14 protein-coding genes are annotated in these 15857 nt (G+C 58.3%); 8 read left to right on the plus strand and 6 right to left on the minus strand.

Going from position 1 to position 15857, the window contains the following annotated elements; genetic code table 11:
• Positions 1–16: 16 nt before the first annotated feature.
• The 3 genes from KDL09_RS17535 to KDL09_RS17545 all read left to right on the plus strand — a co-directional run bounded on the left by KDL09_RS17535 (position 17) and on the right by KDL09_RS17545 (position 5343).
• Positions 17–1573, plus strand: a complete 1557-nt coding sequence (locus tag KDL09_RS17535; protein WP_294388006.1) for a peptidase S10 — start codon at positions 17–19, stop codon at positions 1571–1573.
• A 233-nt stretch (positions 1574–1806) separates the two neighbouring features.
• A complete protein-coding gene (locus tag KDL09_RS17540; protein ID WP_294388008.1) occupies positions 1807–3999 on the plus strand; it encodes a DUF1549 domain-containing protein in 2193 nt (730 codons plus the stop codon).
• A 48-nt stretch (positions 4000–4047) separates the two neighbouring features.
• Entirely contained in the window at positions 4048–5343 is a 1296-nt protein-coding gene (locus KDL09_RS17545) for a DUF1501 domain-containing protein (RefSeq protein ID WP_294388009.1), read from the plus strand.
• A 112-nt stretch (positions 5344–5455) separates the two neighbouring features.
• Here KDL09_RS17545 and KDL09_RS17550 read toward each other — a convergent pair whose 3' ends face one another.
• Positions 5456–6553: a hypothetical protein gene (locus tag KDL09_RS17550; protein ID WP_294388011.1), complete on the minus strand. Its 1098-nt coding sequence runs from the start codon at positions 6551–6553 to the stop codon at positions 5456–5458.
• 289 nt (positions 6554–6842) lie between these two features.
• Here KDL09_RS17550 and xseB point away from each other — a divergent pair, with 289 nt between their 5' ends.
• The 4 genes from xseB to KDL09_RS17570 all read left to right on the plus strand — a co-directional run bounded on the left by xseB (position 6843) and on the right by KDL09_RS17570 (position 11150).
• Complete coding sequence (gene xseB, locus KDL09_RS17555; protein WP_294388014.1) at positions 6843–7190, plus strand: exodeoxyribonuclease VII small subunit; 348 nt, start codon at positions 6843–6845, stop codon at positions 7188–7190.
• A 4-nt stretch (positions 7191–7194) separates the two neighbouring features.
• On the plus strand, positions 7195–9087 hold the full coding sequence (dxs, locus tag KDL09_RS17560) for a 1-deoxy-D-xylulose-5-phosphate synthase (RefSeq protein WP_294388015.1): 1893 nt from the start codon (positions 7195–7197) through the stop codon (positions 9085–9087).
• Between the two features lie 67 nt (positions 9088–9154).
• Positions 9155–10702, plus strand: coding sequence for a mechanosensitive ion channel domain-containing protein (locus KDL09_RS17565; RefSeq protein WP_294388017.1), 1548 nt, complete (start codon positions 9155–9157; stop codon positions 10700–10702).
• Between the two features lie 85 nt (positions 10703–10787).
• Positions 10788–11150, plus strand: coding sequence for a hypothetical protein (locus KDL09_RS17570; RefSeq protein ID WP_294388019.1), 363 nt, complete (start codon positions 10788–10790; stop codon positions 11148–11150).
• Positions 11151–11157: 7 nt separating this feature from the next.
• Here KDL09_RS17570 and pheA read toward each other — a convergent pair whose 3' ends face one another.
• Together pheA and scpB are read right to left on the minus strand one after the other, a co-directional pair.
• Positions 11158–12237, minus strand: coding sequence for a chorismate mutase (pheA, locus tag KDL09_RS17575; protein WP_294388023.1), 1080 nt, complete (start codon positions 12235–12237; stop codon positions 11158–11160).
• Between the two features lie 18 nt (positions 12238–12255).
• Positions 12256–12999: an SMC-Scp complex subunit ScpB gene (gene scpB, locus KDL09_RS17580; RefSeq protein WP_294388025.1), complete on the minus strand. Its 744-nt coding sequence runs from the start codon at positions 12997–12999 to the stop codon at positions 12256–12258.
• 116 nt (positions 13000–13115) lie between these two features.
• On the opposite strand from scpB, the gene KDL09_RS17585 reads away from it, so the two are divergent.
• Positions 13116–14270: a hypothetical protein gene (locus tag KDL09_RS17585; RefSeq protein WP_294388028.1), complete on the plus strand. Its 1155-nt coding sequence runs from the start codon at positions 13116–13118 to the stop codon at positions 14268–14270.
• A 1-nt stretch (position 14271) separates the two neighbouring features.
• Here the strand turns inward: KDL09_RS17585 and KDL09_RS17590 are convergent, their stop codons facing one another.
• From KDL09_RS17590 to radC, 3 genes are all read right to left on the minus strand, one after another.
• Positions 14272–14688 carry a cupin domain-containing protein gene (locus KDL09_RS17590; RefSeq protein ID WP_294388031.1) on the minus strand — a complete coding sequence of 139 codons (417 nt, stop codon included), beginning with the start codon at positions 14686–14688 and terminating at the stop codon, positions 14272–14274.
• Positions 14689–14767: 79 nt separating this feature from the next.
• Positions 14768–15028, minus strand: a complete 261-nt coding sequence (locus tag KDL09_RS17595; protein WP_294388034.1) for a hypothetical protein — start codon at positions 15026–15028, stop codon at positions 14768–14770.
• A gap of 116 nt (positions 15029–15144) precedes the next feature.
• Positions 15145–15840, minus strand: a complete 696-nt coding sequence (gene radC, locus KDL09_RS17600) for a DNA repair protein RadC (protein WP_294388037.1) — start codon at positions 15838–15840, stop codon at positions 15145–15147.
• Positions 15841–15857 lie beyond the last annotated feature (17 nt).

A 15857-nucleotide genomic window follows, 5' to 3' on the forward strand; every position in this document is an offset into this window, starting at 1 on the left:
CATGCTCCGGATCACCATGCGTATCCGACCGACTGCTTTTGCCGCTGTGCTTGCTTTTGCGATGCCCGTTTGCCTTTTTGCCGAGGAGGAGAAGCCTCAGAAGCCCGAATCGCCGCCCGCAGAGAACAAGAAGGACAAAGCGGAAGAGAAAAAGGATGCCAAAAAGTCAGAGGCCGACAAGCCGGTGGTGACTGCAGGCAAGGTGACGATCGGCGGCAAGGAGATCGCGTACGAGGCCAAGGCGGGGACACTGCCCATTTTGAAGCCGGACGGGAAGCCTTCGGCGCAGGTGTTTTACACCTCCTACACGAGGAAAGACGTGAAGGAGGTGGCGACACGGCCGGTGACATTTTGTTTCAACGGAGGCCCGGGAAGCAGCTCAGTATGGCTGCATCTGGGTGCCTTCGGTCCGAAGCGCGTGGACCTGCCTGCGGACGGCCTGACTCCACCAATGCCGCCGGGCGGACTGGTGAACAATGAGTTCTCGCTGCTCGACGTGACCGATCTTGTGTTCATTGATCCGGTGAATACGGGCTTCAGCCGGGCGGAGGATCCCAAGAAGGTGGACGAGTTTCTCGGTGTGCATGAGGACATCGCAAGCGTCGGCGAGTTCATGCGGTTGTGGGTGACACGTGAGGAACGCTGGAGATCGCCCAAGTTCATCGCGGGAGAGAGCTACGGCGGCATTCGCGGAGGAGGACTCGCGCAGCATTTGCAGCAGCGGCATCGCATGTACCTGAACGGAGTCGTGATCGTCTCGGGGCTTTTGGATTATGCGACGCTCCTGCCCGGCCCCTTGAACGAGGTGCCCTATGAAGTGCTCCTGCCGGCACTGACCGCGACGTCGCATTACCACAAGAAACTGCCGCCGGATTTGCAGGCAGACTTCCAGAAGGCGGTGGCCGAGTCGCGTGCGTTTGCGTTTGGGGAGTATGCATCAGCCCTGCTGAAAGGAAGTGATTTGCCAAAGGAAGAACGTGACGCCGTGGTGAAGAAGCTCGCCAGACTGACGGGTCTGGAGCCAAAACTCATCGAAGAGCAGGAACTCAGGATCGGCAGCGGGGTATTCCGCGAAATGCTGCTGCGGAAGGAAAAGCTGGTCCTGGGGGCTTACGATGCGCGCGTTACCGGCCGCGATGGCGACGAATCGGAGAATCATCCACAAATCGAACCGTTCATGCGCGTGGTGGGCAGCATCGCGGCGGCATCGATGAACGCCTACCTGCGCGAAGAGCTGAAATACGAAAAGGACCTGCCTTACGAGGTGCTGGCCCCGCAACCGAATTGGAATCACGGCAAAGGCAACAGCTACACAAGCGTGAGTGGCGAACTGGCCGACGCCATCAAGCAAAACCCCCATCTTAGGGTGCTGGCGCTGACTGGGTGGCGAGACTTGGTGACTCCTCCCGACAACATGCTCTTGAGCGTGCGCCAGATGCATCTGCCGGACGAACTGAGAGGAAATATCGAGTTCGCCGAATATGAATCCGGCCACATGATGTACACGAACCGTCCGGACATGGAGAAAATGCACGCTGACATCACTGCCTTCATCGCGAAGGCGTTGAAGTAGCCCCTTTTTGATCCCAACTGTTCAAAAGAACTGATTGACGCGTGAAGGGGGTAAGAGTGGGCCTATTTTCCTGTTCGAGGCATGACACCCCTTCAGGAAGCTCCAGATTTTGGCAACCGACTCCGTCTCAAGGCTTGCCGCCGGGGCAAAAAAACGGCACATTTTGTCTAATTGAAGGATGTTCAGGCACGTTCGTGCCTATGGAAGTCCTACATACTTCATTCCACACCACCATGAAACAAACCACGAAACTGCTCAGCAGCCTCCTCGTCGCCGTTCTTTTCGCTTCCTCCGCTTTTGCGGAATTGCGCACTTGGACAGACACCAAGGGCCGCCAAGTCACCGCCTCATTCATCGGACTCGATGGTGGGGACATCATCCTGCAAACAGCCGATGGCGCCAGCCACAAGTTCCCGCTGACGAACCTGTCTGCGGAAGACCAGGCACTGGCAAAATCCATGAAGCCTTCCGACCAGCCTGTGATGCTGGCCAATGCAACGGTCGCCCAAGCGTCCGCAGCCATTGACCGTCTTGTGGCCAATGGTCTTGTCCGTGCCAATCCTGAGCGTGCGAAGGGCGGCAAAAAGCCGATCACCGGCTTCAACCCCCTGGCCAATGACGAGCAGTTCGTGCGCCGTGTTTATCTCGACATCGTGGGTCGTATCCCGAACTACACGGAGACCATGCAGTTTCTTCAGGACTCCAACCCGAACAAGCGCGCCAAGCTGATCGACATGCTGCTCGACAGCCCCGGCTACAACAGCGCCACCTTCGACTACTTCGCTGAAATGCTTCGCGTGAAGGACCGCCTTGAACAGGACAATCTGCGCGGCGTTCCCTACATCAACTGGATGCAGGATCAGATCGCTAAAAACGCCTCATGGAGTGACATGGTCTATGCGATGCTGACCGCTAAAGGCAAGATGTGGCAGGATGGTGCTGCAGGCTATCTCCTTCGTGATGCCGGCATGCCTTTGGACAATCTGGCCAACACGCTCGCCGTCTTCCTCGGCACCGACGTCGCCTGCGCCCAGTGCCACGACCACCCGTTCTCCGATTGGACCCAGCACCAGTTCTATGAGATGGCCTCATTCTTCGGTGCCACCACCACTACGATGAACGCCTCGCGGAACCGCAAGGAAAAAGGTGAGCAGATGAACGCGATGAACGATCTGATGCCCAAGATCGAAGAACTCGTCACCAAGAGCGGCCAGGATATCAAGCGCATCCGCAACGGTATCCGGAACTACATGGGAGCCAATCGCTTCATCGTCGGCGACACGGATTCCAATGGAATGAAACTGCCCCATGACTACAAGTACCCGGATGACAAACCCAACGCTCCGGTTGAGCCTAAGTTCATCACGTGGAGCAAAAACGATAAAAATCTTCCTGCCTACAAGCAGAAGATGAAGGCCGCCGAAGACCTTCGCCCGGCGTTCGCCAAGTGGGTCACAGATCCTTCCAATCCACGTTTCGCCATGGCTATCGCCAACCGCATGTGGAAGCGCGCCTTCGGTCAGGGCATCTCCGAACCGGTGACCAATATTGATGATCCGAAACAATCGGTGAATCCTGAACTCCTAATCCATCTGGCCGAAGAAATGAAACGTGTGAAGTTCAACATCAAAGACTTCATGCGCATTATCTACAACACCCGCGCCTATCAGTCCGAAGCCACTTCGGAGAAGATCGCCATGGGAGAACCCTACTACTTCCAAGGGCCGTTGCTTCGCCGCATGACCGCAGAACAGGCCTGGGACTCTTACATGACTCTCGTGCTCGGTGACCCTGACAAGTACACCAAACCACTTCAAGATTTGTATAGTCGTTCCATCGACCTCGACCTGTCTAACCCCAAGCTGGACGCTCAGACTGTTCTTGTAAAATACAGCGCCTTCCGCGACATGGCCGCGAAGGAGCGTGCGCTCATGGGTGGTGGTCTTGCTGATGCCGGCAGTGACATGATGGAGAGCGGCACCAAGGCCAAGGGCAAAGCGGCTGAGAAACCTTCTGGCGAGATGATGGAGAACGCCTCCTTGAGCTATGGAAACATGATTCTGCGTCGTGCGTCCCAACTCGAGCAGCCCGCCCCGAACGGTCACTTCCTGATTGATTTCGGGCAGTCTCCCCGCGCCTTGATCGATGGCAGCGTCAAAACCGGTTCTGTCCCCCAGGTGTTGATGATGATGAACGGGAAGGCGCAGGAAATGCTCACCAGTTCTGATTCACTGATCTTCCGCACCATGGAAAAAGTGAAGTCGCCGCCGGAGAAGGTCGAGGCCCTCTTCATTTCCATTCTCAACCGTCGCCCAACCTTGGCGGAAAAAGACATCGCCAAGCGCGCTCTTTCCAGCGGTGATGACGGCTATGCCAACATGATCTGGGCTCTGATCAACACTCGTGAGTTCATCTTTGTGCAATAATTCATTCAGAAACACACACACCATAAAAACGCGCTATCACAAATATCTATGAAATCGGAACTTAACAAACTCAACTCAGTAGCACGTCGTGACTTCATGATGCGCACAGCTCAAGCGGCCCTCGGCGTCACTGTCATGCCGGCCTTGAATCTTGGTGCCGCCGGCACCACCGGACCGGGCACCCCTGGATTCGGAAAGGCAAAAAGTGTCATCTTCCTCTGGATGGGTGGCGGGATGACTCATATCGACACTTGGGATCCCAAAGATGGTCCAACCAAAGGACCTACTGACCCGATCAAGGCTGAGTCTGGCTCGGGCAATCTGGACCGTCTCGGCGGCACCATGGTGAAGATGGCCAAGGTCGCCAACAAGTTCTCGATCATCCGTTCCATGTCCTCAAAGACTGGCGTGCATGATCAGGGCACTTATGTCATGAAGACAGGCTACGAACCGCGCGGAACGATCGTCCATCCTTCCATTGGCGCTTGGGCTTCGCATTTCTTGGGCCGCATCAAGGGAGTTACCCTTCCTGACAGTGTCGTTGTCAACAGTGGCAACGCCTATCCAGGCGCGGGCTTCTTCCCAACCACCACGAGCCCCATTCCGATTTCCAATCCGGAGACAGGACTTCAGAACATTCGCCCAACAACTTCGGACGATCAGTTCAAGAAGCGCATGTCACTCACTGATGAGTTCGATGCATCCTTCCGCAAAAAGTTCCAGTCTGACGATGTGAAGTCGTATTCCGAATTCTACGACGAAACCATGAAACTGATGAAGAGCGAAGACCTCAAAGCCTTCGACTTGAGTCAGGAACCTGCCAACGTGCGTGAAAAATTCGGCAGAAACAACTTCGGCCAAGGTGCACTTCTGGCTCGCCGTCTGGTTCAGCATGGTGTGCGTTTCGTCGAAGTCCAGGCGGGCGGATGGGACATGCACAACACGATTGATCAGGCGCTCGGCAATACTGCAGCCAACATGGACAATGTCTTCGCAACCTTGATCGAAGATCTCGTCTCCAACGGCCTGTTTGAATCCACGATGATCGTCATGGGCTCTGAGTTCGGCCGCACGCCGGACATCAACGAAAATGATGGTCGTGACCATTACCCACTCGCCTACTCCACAGTCTTTGCTGGTGGCGGAGTCAAAGGTGGCTTTGTCTACGGTTCCACCGACAAGGAAGGCCGCCGCGTGGCTGACAAGCAGGTCACCCCACAGGACTTCCAGTCCACCATCGGTCATGCCATGGGCCTCCCCGTGGATGAAGTGGTCATGTCTCCCTCGAACCGCCCGTTCACGGTCGGAGACAAGGGCGTCCCGGTCACCGACATCTTCGCGTAATCTCCAGGAGGTCAGTTCACCTCTTCAGAAGCACCCGGCCGCAAGGCCGGGTGTTTTTTTGCATGTTCCATTCAACCGATAAAGCAGACGTGCTTCAGAGATGGGGCAGCCTTCAGATCAACAACCCACCGCGTTTCCTCTGTAGCACTGCCGCAACCACCACCCAGAACACAAGCACCAGACTGCCCGGCTCAGGCACGACAACCGGACTCAGGGTGAAGGTAAAGTCATCAAAGTAGTTTTTGAAACTCGCAGCCCCGTTGTTCAACGTGCCGCCGCGCAGATCCCATTGGAGACCCGTCAGAGCTCCCGCATCCAACCCCAGCGCCTGGTTGGCCAGCACATAAGTCTGCGTTCCCAGCGTGGATGTCGTGTCATCAAACGCGCTTATCGCGACGCCTGCAGTGTTGTTTACTGTGTCCAAGATCACCACAATCTCAGACCACCCGGCAGTTCCCAGACGACTGGCAGTCGTCTGCCAGACTCCTCCAGGAATGCGGTACTGAAGCATGTTGTCTCCTGTGTAACCGATTTGAAAGACCGTTTGATCCATCGAATCACGCAAGGCGAGGCCCAGAATATTGTCCGTATCCGTGTCATCCCAGTCGGAAGGACACAACCAGAACGCCATCTGAATCAGGCTTCCGTTGGTGGTAGAAGGGGCCGTTCCCTTGAAGTCTCTCGAATCCAAAGAGTAGGCGTAGCTTAAATCTGTGTCAGAAGCCAGAAGGTTGAGGACGGATGCTCCTGAGTGAGCACCGGGATAGCGATAAGCCTGAACATAGTCACGATTGAAACTTCCCCCATAATAATACGGCGCATCGACATCCTCATTGAGACGCCCACCGGCAAGTGCACGCCACAACCCCGAATTGTCGACGATGTCGGTAGCAGTTCCTCCGGGACCTCCGCCATTTGTGCCATAGTCGCCTGCATTGTAACGGCTCAGATCTACGCCATGCGTGCCATCGCCAAGCGTGTTGGGGTATGCGCCCAAGGGAACTACGCCCGTGTAGCCGTTGGCATCGATGTTATTGAGGTAGAACTGCGCATCCCCTGCCAGAAAGGCCGATAGAATCTGTCCATCCACCGGAAGGCGATACCCGTCCTGCTCTTCAAAGCTTCCCAAATAGGCTCCGGCGACTTGGGGCCAAAGCATGGCAGCCAAGACGCAGGCAAAGCGGTAGGGTTTGAGGGGGACTATTTTCACAGGTAAATGTAAATTTAACCAAATTAAACATACTTTCAATAATTTCCGAATCCCCTGCCATTGCAAGAATTGGAACACGGACCCGTCTTGAAGAAGCCATAAGTCCATGTAATCCGACTATTCTGCCCGATTTAAAGGGAGGCGTTTCAGGGCCATACTCACTTCGCAAGGGGATAGAGACCCAGACAATCCATGCATTTCCCTGCACGGCTTTTCCTGCTTGCGGCACCCTTCGAAGCCCGGATAATGGCGGCCCTTCCGAGCCCTCCAAGCCCGTCTCCCTTAATCAATGAGCAAACCCAGTACCAAGCCCGAGGAACCTTCGTTTGAAGAAGCGATGCTGCGTTTGGACGAACTCGTGGCCAGCATGGAGGACGGCCAGCTTTCGCTGGAGGAGATGATTTCCAGCTACGAAGATGGAGTACGCCTCCTCACACTCTGCCGCCAGCGGATCGACGGGGCCCGCAAGCGGGTTGAGCTTATCAGTTCCGACTTGGAAGGTGAGAAGGCCACCCTCTCTCCTTTTGAAGACGCTTCAGACGAAGACGACACCTCCGAAACGGCCGACAGGCCGCGCCCCGCTTCCCGTCGCCGCAAAACTGCCGATTCCGAAGGCGGCGAAATCCGACTTTTCTAGACCTGTGGACACCAAACTGCCTGACATCACATCCCCCGCCGATCTCAAAGCCCTGCCGCTGGAGAAACTGCCCGAACTCGCGGAAAAGATCCGCCAGACGCTCATCGAAACCCTCAGCCAGACCGGCGGCCACTTGGGCCCAAATCTTGGGGTCGTTGAACTGTCCATCGCACTGCATCGTGTTTTCAACACGCCCAAGGATCGTTTCGTCTTCGACGTCGCGCATCAAGGCTACGTCCATAAAATGCTCACGGGGCGCTGGGATCGCATTCACACCATCCGTCAGCACGACGGGCTCAACGGTTTCCTCCTGCGCACCGAGAGCGAGCACGACTGCTACGGTGCGGGCCACGCCGGCACCGCCCTCTCCGCCGCTCTCGGGATGGCCACCGGGCGCGATCTTGCCGGTGGCGACGAGAATGTCGTCTGCGTCGCCGGTGATGCCGCCTTCACCTGCGGTCCCGTGTTTGAAGCGCTCAACAATGTCGCGGCGCATACAAAACGCCTCATCGTAGTTCTCAACGACAACGAGTGGTCCATCGATCGAAACGTCGGTGCCATTGCGAAATACTTCAACGCCATGGCCACGCATCCGGCGTTTGCCAGCCTGCATCAAAAGGCCGCGAAATTTGTCGAGTTCATGCTCGGCGAGGGAGCACGTCGCTTCGCGGAGAAGGTCGAAGGAAACGCCAAGAATTTCCTGCTGCCACAGAGCCAGACCCCCAGCAACCGCAGCTCGCTCTTCGACGAATTCGGCATCCGCTACTACGGGCCGATCGACGGTCACAACATCAATCTCCTGATTGAGACCTTCGAGTTCCTCAAGACCCAGGACGAGCCGGTGATCCTTCACATCATCACCGAAAAGGGCCGCGGTTACACCCCTGCGCTCAACGATCCCGGCAAATTCCACGGCCTCGGCAAATACAACAGCGAGACCGGTGAAACTCCCGCCAGCGACAAGCCTACCTACTCTCAGGTCTTTGCACGCAGCGTCACCGACTTCGCCAAGGCAGATAAAAAGATCATCGCCATCACAGGGGCGATGCCCGGCGGCACCGGCCTGAGCGTCTTCAAAAAGGAAATCCCCGAGCGCTACTTCGATGTCGGCATTGCCGAGGAGCATGCAGCGCTCTTTGCCTGCGGTCTCGCCACACGCGGCCTGAAGCCCTTCCTTACCATCTACTCCACCTTCATGCAGCGTGCGTTCGACATGATCGTGCATGACATGGCCATCCAAAATCTTCCTGTGCGCCTCTGCATGGATCGCGGCGGCCTCAGCGGTGACGACGGCCCCACGCACCACGGTTTGTTCGACATCGCCTATCTCCGTGGTGTTCCCGGCATCGTGCATATGCAGCCGCGCAACGAGGACGAGTTCGTGGACATGCTGTGGACCATGGCGAACTACGAAGCCGGCCCCATCGCCATCCGCTACCCGCGCGGCAACGGCCCAGGCGTCACGCCCAAAGGCAAGCCCGTCCTCCTCGAAATCGGCAAGTCCGAAGTCATCGCCGACGGCGGTGACGTCGCGCTCATTGCCTTGGGAGACATGTTCCCCATCGCTGAAGCTGCGAAAAAAGAGCTCGAGGCGAAAGGCCTGTCCGTTGCGTTGATCAATCCGCGCTGGATCAAGCCCCTCGACATGCCCTGCATCGAGTCCTTCGCCAAAAAAGTGAAGGTCGTCTGCACCCTCGAAGACCACGTTCTCCGCAACGGTTTCGGTGCTGGCGTTATCGAGCAGCTCAACGACGCGGGCATTCACACGCCGGTCGTTCGCATCGGCTGGCCCGATCAGTTTATCGAGCACGGCAGCGTTCCCATCCTGCGCAAAAAGCACGGCCTCAGCGTCGAAAACACCGTGTCTAAGGTGCTCGCTCAGTTGCAGCAGGTCTGACCTTGGCGGTCGTCAGGACCAGGTTCTGAGGGACATGGCACGAGTCGTGAGACATCGTGTGCCCCCCATGATTCTTCGTTACCTCGTCCTCGCATTACTAATCTGCGAACAGACCGTACCGCTGTTCGCCATTGAAGCGCCTCCGGCATCCGTTCCTTCAGGTGACGAACCATCGTTCGTGCGCAAAGATGCGATGAACGAATCCGGTGAAAAACTTGGTTCGGTCATTGATGGCCTCGGCTCCTCGCTCGCCACCACGCCGGTCTCGTGGCTGAATGACAAAGCGTGGCACGGCATCACCTGGCTGAAGCTCATTTCCAGCGGCGCCCTGCTGCTCTTCCTCATCGTCGGCGTCCCGCTCCTCCGTGCCGCCATCGAACGACATCTCAAAACACGCACGAGTGACGCGCCACAGAGGGCCTCCCAGGTCGTCCTCGATGCGGTCCGGCATCCGCTCTATTTTTTCATCTGGGTGTGCGGCATCTACTGGGCGGTCACGCCCCTGTTTCGATACTTCCGGGATTCTGATGGCAAAAACACGCTCCAAACCATCGCCGGTGGCTTCATCGATGCGGTCGCACTCATCGCACTTGCCTGGTTTGCTGTGCGCCTCGTCCGGCTGGTAAACGCCCGACTGCGGCAATGGGCAGCAAAGGACGGCAATCAATCTGCACATGTTCTCTCCTCACTGCTGCGCCGGGGAGTTCGTCTGGTCCTTCCCGCCATAGCGCTGCTAATGGTGCTCCCGCTTTTCAACCTCGCTCCGGAGACGCAGCTCGTGGCCAATCGTCTGACCAGCCTGTTTCTCATCGGCGCCATCTCCTGGCTCATCCTCCAGGGACTGGACGCGTTCGAGCAGATCATCGTGAGCCGTCACAAGATGGATGCCGCGGACAACTTTGAAGCACGACGCATTTACACTCAGACCAACCTGCTGAAAAAGGTCATCGTCGCCGCCGTGCTCATTCTCACCGTAGGTTCCATGCTCATGGTGTTTGATTCCGTGCGCCAGTACGGCAGCAGCATCCTCGCATCGGCGGGCATCGCCGGATTGATCGTGGGTGTCGCCGCGCAGAAGAGCATTGCAGGTCTGCTTGCCGGTTTCCAGATCGCCATCGCCCAGCCCATCCGCATCGAGGACGTGGTCGTCGTGGAAGGCGAGTGGGGACGCATCGAGGAAATCACGCTCACCTACGTTGTTGTGCGCATCTGGGATCAGCGTCGCCTCGTGCTGCCGATCAACTACTTCATCGAACAACCTTTCCAAAACTGGACCCGCCACAACGCCGAAGTGCTGGGAACCGTCTTCCTGCGCGTGGACTACACCGCGCCGATCGGCGAACTGCGAGAAGAACTCTCCCGCATCGTGGCCGCGTCCGAGCATTGGGATGGGCGCACCGTGGGCCTGCAGGTCACCGACAGCCGGGATCAGACACTGGAACTGCGCGCCCTCGCCAGTGCCGCAGACGGCTCGAAGGCTTGGGATCTGCGCTGCGAGATCCGCGAGAAGCTGGTCGAATACATCCGCAAAAATCATCCCGGAAGCCTGCCCCGAATCCGCGCCGGCCTCGACGACCGGCCCTCCGTGCTCGAGCCGGCCGTGGATGCAGGCTGATGCACGATGTCAAAATGAAGGCTCTTCGAGAATGAGCCTCATTTGATAATCATCCCAAGTCCTCGAACCCGCTAATCATCCGCCCATGGACTTGCTCTGGGATCTTCATCAACAAGGGCAGATTTCATCTGCCAATCAAACCGCCGACCGTGCGGCGAACAAAGCCGAAAACGTTGCGGCAGCACTGTCTCGTCTGCAACGCCGCATCGAGCGCCTGTCGCTTTGCTCTCAGGCGATGTGGGAATTGCTGCGTGACAAACACGGCCTCACCGAAGAGGAATTGCAAAACCGCATCCTCGAAATCGATCTTCGCGACGGTGCGACCAACGGAAAGATGCGAACGCAGATTGTGGACTGCCCGAGTTGTGGCCGCAAGACGAACACCAAACGCTCGCTTTGCGTGATCTGCGGCGCGCCGCTGCCATCAAAGCACACGTTTGAAGTATGAGAGTTCCTCACCTCTCCTCCACCCAACCCGGAGCCGGGTAGCTGCCGAGTGTCTTGACCTGAACGGCATGCTCCTCGAGCGCGGTGATGGCCTGCTGAAGCGCTGGGTCGGAATGGTGGCCGCTGATTTCGAGGAAGAAGCGGGCCTGGGTGCCGCACGGTGTCGGACGGTTTTCGATCTGGCGGACGTTGACGTTGCGGGAGGCGAAGACCTGCAGGACTTCCATTAGCGCACCGACGCGATCCTTGGAGTGGATCATGAGCATCGTGTTGTCATTGCCTGAGGGCGGACCAGAGCGGCGACCGAGGATGATAAAGCGCGTCTGCGTGGCATACTCGCGTGGCGAGGTCGCAATGACGCGCAGATCGTGCAGTTCGGCACTGAGCGGCGTGCCCAACGCGGCGATGGACGGATTCTGGGACGCCAAGGTGGCCGCAGCACTGGAACTCGGCGACTCAACGAGCCTTGCCCCCGGAAAACTTTGCGCGAGCCAGGGACGGCAGTGGGCGAGCATCTGGGCGCGGCCATGGATCTCGGTGATGGTACCATTCGGGCCCTGCGCCATCACGGCGGCGTCAGCCTTCCACAAAATCTCTGCGTAGATCTGCAGGGCGCTGTCGGCGAGATGATCGAGCGTGTGATGCACGGCGCCTTCGGTCGAGTGCTCGATGGGCAGCACGCCGTAGTCGGCCGTCTGTGCCGCCACCAGGCCAAAAACACCTTCGGTGGTGACTTCAGCGAGGTATTCGACGCAATGCCCAAACTTGTTCACCGCCGCCTGATGGGTCCATGAGCCGGTGGGTCCGAGGTAGGCGATCTTGAGGCTGTCTTCGAGCGCGAGCGCGGCACTCATGATCTCGCGATAGATGGCGCGGATCGCACGCTCGGTGAGACGGCCGTTTTGCGCGCGGTTGATCTCTGCCAGCTTGCGCAGCAGCTTGTCCTCACGGCCCGGCACATAGATGTCGAGATCGTCCTTGCGCTTGATCTCACCGACGGTGTGCACCAGTTCGGCGCGTTCGTTCAGCAGCCGAAGAAGCTGCTGATCGATGCTGTCGATCTTATTGCGGACTTCTTCGAGGGACATGGCCGCAGAAGGAAAAGGTTAAGACTCGTCCGCAGCGGTTTCTTCGGCGGCAGTTTCTGCCCCATTGGTCACCGGAGCGAGCGAGAGCTGCTGCTCCTGCGGCTGGTCACCTGCGGCAGGCGCACCTTCCTCAGCGGTGGGAAGCTTCACACGGCGCAGTTCGGAGGCGTTCGGCATGTCGTCGAGACTACGAACGCCAAAATGATCGAGGAAGGCCTCCGTGGTGCCGTAGAGCAAGGGACGGCCCGGAAGATCGGCACGGCCTTCGATTTTAATAAGACCGCGGTCGATGAGTTGCTGCATCATCGCATCCACGGAAACACCGCGCACAGCCTCGACACCAGCTTTGGTAATCGGCTGGCGGTAGGCCACAATGGCGAGTGTTTCGAGAGCCGGCTGGCTGAGGCGCTGCACCTTCTTGCCGGGATAGAGCGCACGGCACCATTCGGCATACTCGCCACGGGCGGCGATGCGCCAGCCGTTGGCACGCTCCACCAGCGTAAACGAATGCTTCTCCGACTCGTAGCGTGCGATCAGTTCATCCAGGATCGCGCGCACCTGCTCCTCGGTCGTTTCAGCCAGCGGGGCCACCCATTCCGGAACCTGGGGACCTTCGCCGGCAGTTTCAGCAGCAGCAGCGGATTCGCTCGCCGCGTCCAGAATGTCTTTCGCAGTCTCTTTGACGGCGGCACACATCTGCGGCACGCCCAAGGGTTCCTGGGAGGCAAAAAGAAGGGCTTCTACGATCGAGATCAGTTCCATGACGCGGGCGCGCAATCTCAAGCGAGGCTGAGGGGCGAGTCAAGCTGTGGAACGCACTTCGCACCCTGCCGCCCACAGGCTTGACACCCCCGCCCCAAACACGTTCTGTTCCGCCCATGGCCCTGCGACTCGACACCGCCGTCATCCGTGGTGAAATCGACAACACCACCCGAGGGAACGTACGAGGCAGACTGTGGCTTGTCGGCAGGGAGGAGCCAATCTCAATCGATCTGCGCGGCGACGCCTGGCGCGATGTGGCCGGAGGAAGGCTCACATTTACCAATCCCAAGCCGGAACCGCAGGCTGCCGCATCAAAGCTGCAACCAAAACAGAAGGGGTTTGTGGGCGACATCACCGCCTCCCGCAAAGTGAAGATCAGTGCGGCACCCGAGGATGAACAGCAGGAGACCGAGTCAGAGGGAGAAACCCAAAAGCACCCGACGGAGTGGCACAATGCGCTTTATTTCGAATGGTATTCCGAAGCCAACGGCCGTGTCGTCATCGAAAGCGCGGGCTTCGACCTTTGCATCTCCGAATGGATCTGGGAAATGGACGACGCCGAGGAGCAGGCGCAGAAGCTCACCAATCTGCAGGCCATGCGCGGCTGGCTTGCCGGCATCATCCGGCGGCCGGAGGTCGAGGAAGAAATCGACAACAGCGAAGAAAGCTGGGAGAAATCATTCAAACAATCCGACCGCCTGCACGACGCCCATGAGGAAGCACTTGAGAAATTCGGTGTAGAAGGCCTGCAGGATGACCGCGTCGCTTTCGTCATGGGATGGGACCACATGCTAGATGAGAGGAGTGTCGAAGATCTCGAAGAGACTGACAATGAAGAGGATGCCGACGATCAGGAATGGGAAGACTTTTTGGAGGCAGGTGAGCAGGAGGAACATCCACTCCAGAAGCGGGCGCACCATTTCGTGCTGAGGCTCCTGACAGAGATCAAAGAGGAGCGCTCCCAAAACGCGGCCACGAGCGACGACGACACCGCGTTCGACCGTTTCATTCGCAACTCGATGAACATCAGCGGCAAGCTGGCCGGTGCATTCGGCGTCTGCGGCTTCGGCGGCTCTGAGAGCAGCGGTTACATCCTCGCCATCCTGCGCCGCTGCCTGAACTGGGCCAACGAAGCGCTGGCTGCACTGAATGAATTGATGGAGGCTCCCGAGTGGCAGAATCGCCTCGAACTGCTGGATGAATACCGGGCCGAACTCTTCGCGATCCGCGATGGCATCACGGACCTGCGCAAGGAACTGCGGGACAAGTAAATCACGCCGCCCGCAGCGATTTCCACGGCTCTTCGTGGCTGTGGTCCACCACGGCAGGATCGTCCGCCTTCGCAGGCGAGAGAATAGCGAGGAAGACGAGCTTCTCATCGCCTGCATTCCAGGTGCCGTGAATCTCGCCCATCGGGATGAAAACCATGTCGCCGGGTCCGAGGATCTTCTTTTCCTTGCCCACCCACTGCTCGGCCTTGCCGGACAGGATGTAGATCACTTCTTCACGCGTCGGATGTGAGTGAAACGGATGACTGCGCCCCGGCTCCATGTTCGCCCGCACCATCAGCAGGTGCTCGTTTTGCACGATGTCCTCCCGGCAAAGCCACTCCTCGAGCGTCCAAGGTGAGAGGTAGTCGATCTTTTCGGCTGCAGTAACGAAGCGGCGGTTGGCGATGGCGTCGGACATGATGGAGGAACGTTAGCGTTTTGGGAACGCGACGACAAGACCCGTGATTGCACCTGTGACTATCTGATCTGCGACAAACTCAATACGTGAACAGATCCTTCACGACCCAGGGATGCTCGATTTCCATGCCCTTCTGCTTCATGAGCAGGTTGAGAGCGTCTGCCATGCGCTGCTTCATGTGCTTAGTGAGACGGCGGCCTTTGCGGGCGCGCTGGACGGCTTTGTGAGTCATGGGTTCCGCGCTGGCCGTCACCAGATCGTGATTGTCCAGCTCGTGCTCGGTCATGATCCCGTCCAAAGGCTGCACGCCCATGTTGCGCTCGATTTCGTCTTGTCCCATGCCGCGCATCTCATTCCGCAAATCGTCGTCCGCAATCTGAATTCGAGTTATGCTCCATTTTGAACCTGCTGAGCCACCAGGCGAACAAGCGCCGAAGGCGGCATTCACGACCGTGGCTACAGCAGCCCATGCTCTTTGAAACTAAAGTAAGGCAGGATGCGTGATTCAGAGGGCGTGCCGATAATGAGGTGATCTTGCAGAATGAGGCCGGTGGCTTCGGAGGCTTCGCGGAGACGGCGGGTGATTCGGCGGTCAGCGTCGCTGGGGGTGGGATCGCCGGAGGGGTGGTTGTGGATGAGGACGAAGGCGTAGGCGTTGTGAATGAGAACCTTTCTGAGCAGGTCACGCGGATGGGCGACGCATTCGTTGAGGCTGCCTTTGAACGCCTCCTCGCAGCGCATGACGGCGAGCTTGGTATTGAGCAGGATGACGCGAACGGACTCGTGGCCGAGGGCCTGCATCTCGGAACCGATGTAGTCGTAGATGCGCTGCGGACGGTCGAGGATGATCTCGGCATGCGAGGGTTCCTGTGCGGCGCGGCGGCCGAGTTCGAAGGCGGCAGCGAGTTTGGCAGTCTTCGCCGGCCCGAGGGCCTTGATCTTGCCAAGGACGGCGGGCTCAAGGCGCGAGAGGTCGCGCAGGGATTTGTAGTCACGCAGGATGCGCTGGCCGATCTGCAGGGCGTTTTCGCCTTTCGTTCCGGTGTTGATGAAGAGAGCCAGCAGCTCTGCATCCGAGAGCGCCTGTGGACCGAGGCGAAGGAGACGCTCACGCGGACGGTCGTTTTCCGGGATGTCGTGAATGCGGGACATGAAACGGTTCGCAGTTC

This window comes from Prosthecobacter sp. (genome assembly GCF_020439865.1).
In the GTDB taxonomy this organism is placed as follows: Bacteria; Verrucomicrobiota; Verrucomicrobiia; order Verrucomicrobiales; family Verrucomicrobiaceae; genus Prosthecobacter.

Bases quoted from the DNA above. Each gene is read 5' to 3' on its own strand.
- KDL09_RS17570 (WP_294388019.1), top strand. From the start codon at position 10,788: ATGGACTTGCTCTGGGATCTTCATCAACAAGGGCAGATTTCATCTGCC.
- KDL09_RS17535 (WP_294388006.1), top strand. From the start codon at position 17: ATGCGTATCCGACCGACTGCTTTTGCCGCTGTGCTTGCTTTTGCGATG.
- scpB (WP_294388025.1), bottom strand. From the start codon at position 12,999: ATGGAACTGATCTCGATCGTAGAAGCCCTTCTTTTTGCCTCCCAGGAA.
- xseB (WP_294388014.1), top strand. From the start codon at position 6,843: ATGAGCAAACCCAGTACCAAGCCCGAGGAACCTTCGTTTGAAGAAGCG.
- KDL09_RS17540 (WP_294388008.1), top strand. From the start codon at position 1,807: ATGAAACAAACCACGAAACTGCTCAGCAGCCTCCTCGTCGCCGTTCTT.
- KDL09_RS17545 (WP_294388009.1), top strand. From the start codon at position 4,048: ATGAAATCGGAACTTAACAAACTCAACTCAGTAGCACGTCGTGACTTC.
- KDL09_RS17585 (WP_294388028.1), top strand. From the start codon at position 13,116: ATGGCCCTGCGACTCGACACCGCCGTCATCCGTGGTGAAATCGACAAC.
- radC (WP_294388037.1), bottom strand. From the start codon at position 15,840: ATGTCCCGCATTCACGACATCCCGGAAAACGACCGTCCGCGTGAGCGT.
- KDL09_RS17590 (WP_294388031.1), bottom strand. From the start codon at position 14,688: ATGTCCGACGCCATCGCCAACCGCCGCTTCGTTACTGCAGCCGAAAAG.
- KDL09_RS17595 (WP_294388034.1), bottom strand. From the start codon at position 15,028: ATGGGACAAGACGAAATCGAGCGCAACATGGGCGTGCAGCCTTTGGAC.
- KDL09_RS17565 (WP_294388017.1), top strand. From the start codon at position 9,155: ATGATTCTTCGTTACCTCGTCCTCGCATTACTAATCTGCGAACAGACC.
- pheA (WP_294388023.1), bottom strand. From the start codon at position 12,237: ATGTCCCTCGAAGAAGTCCGCAATAAGATCGACAGCATCGATCAGCAG.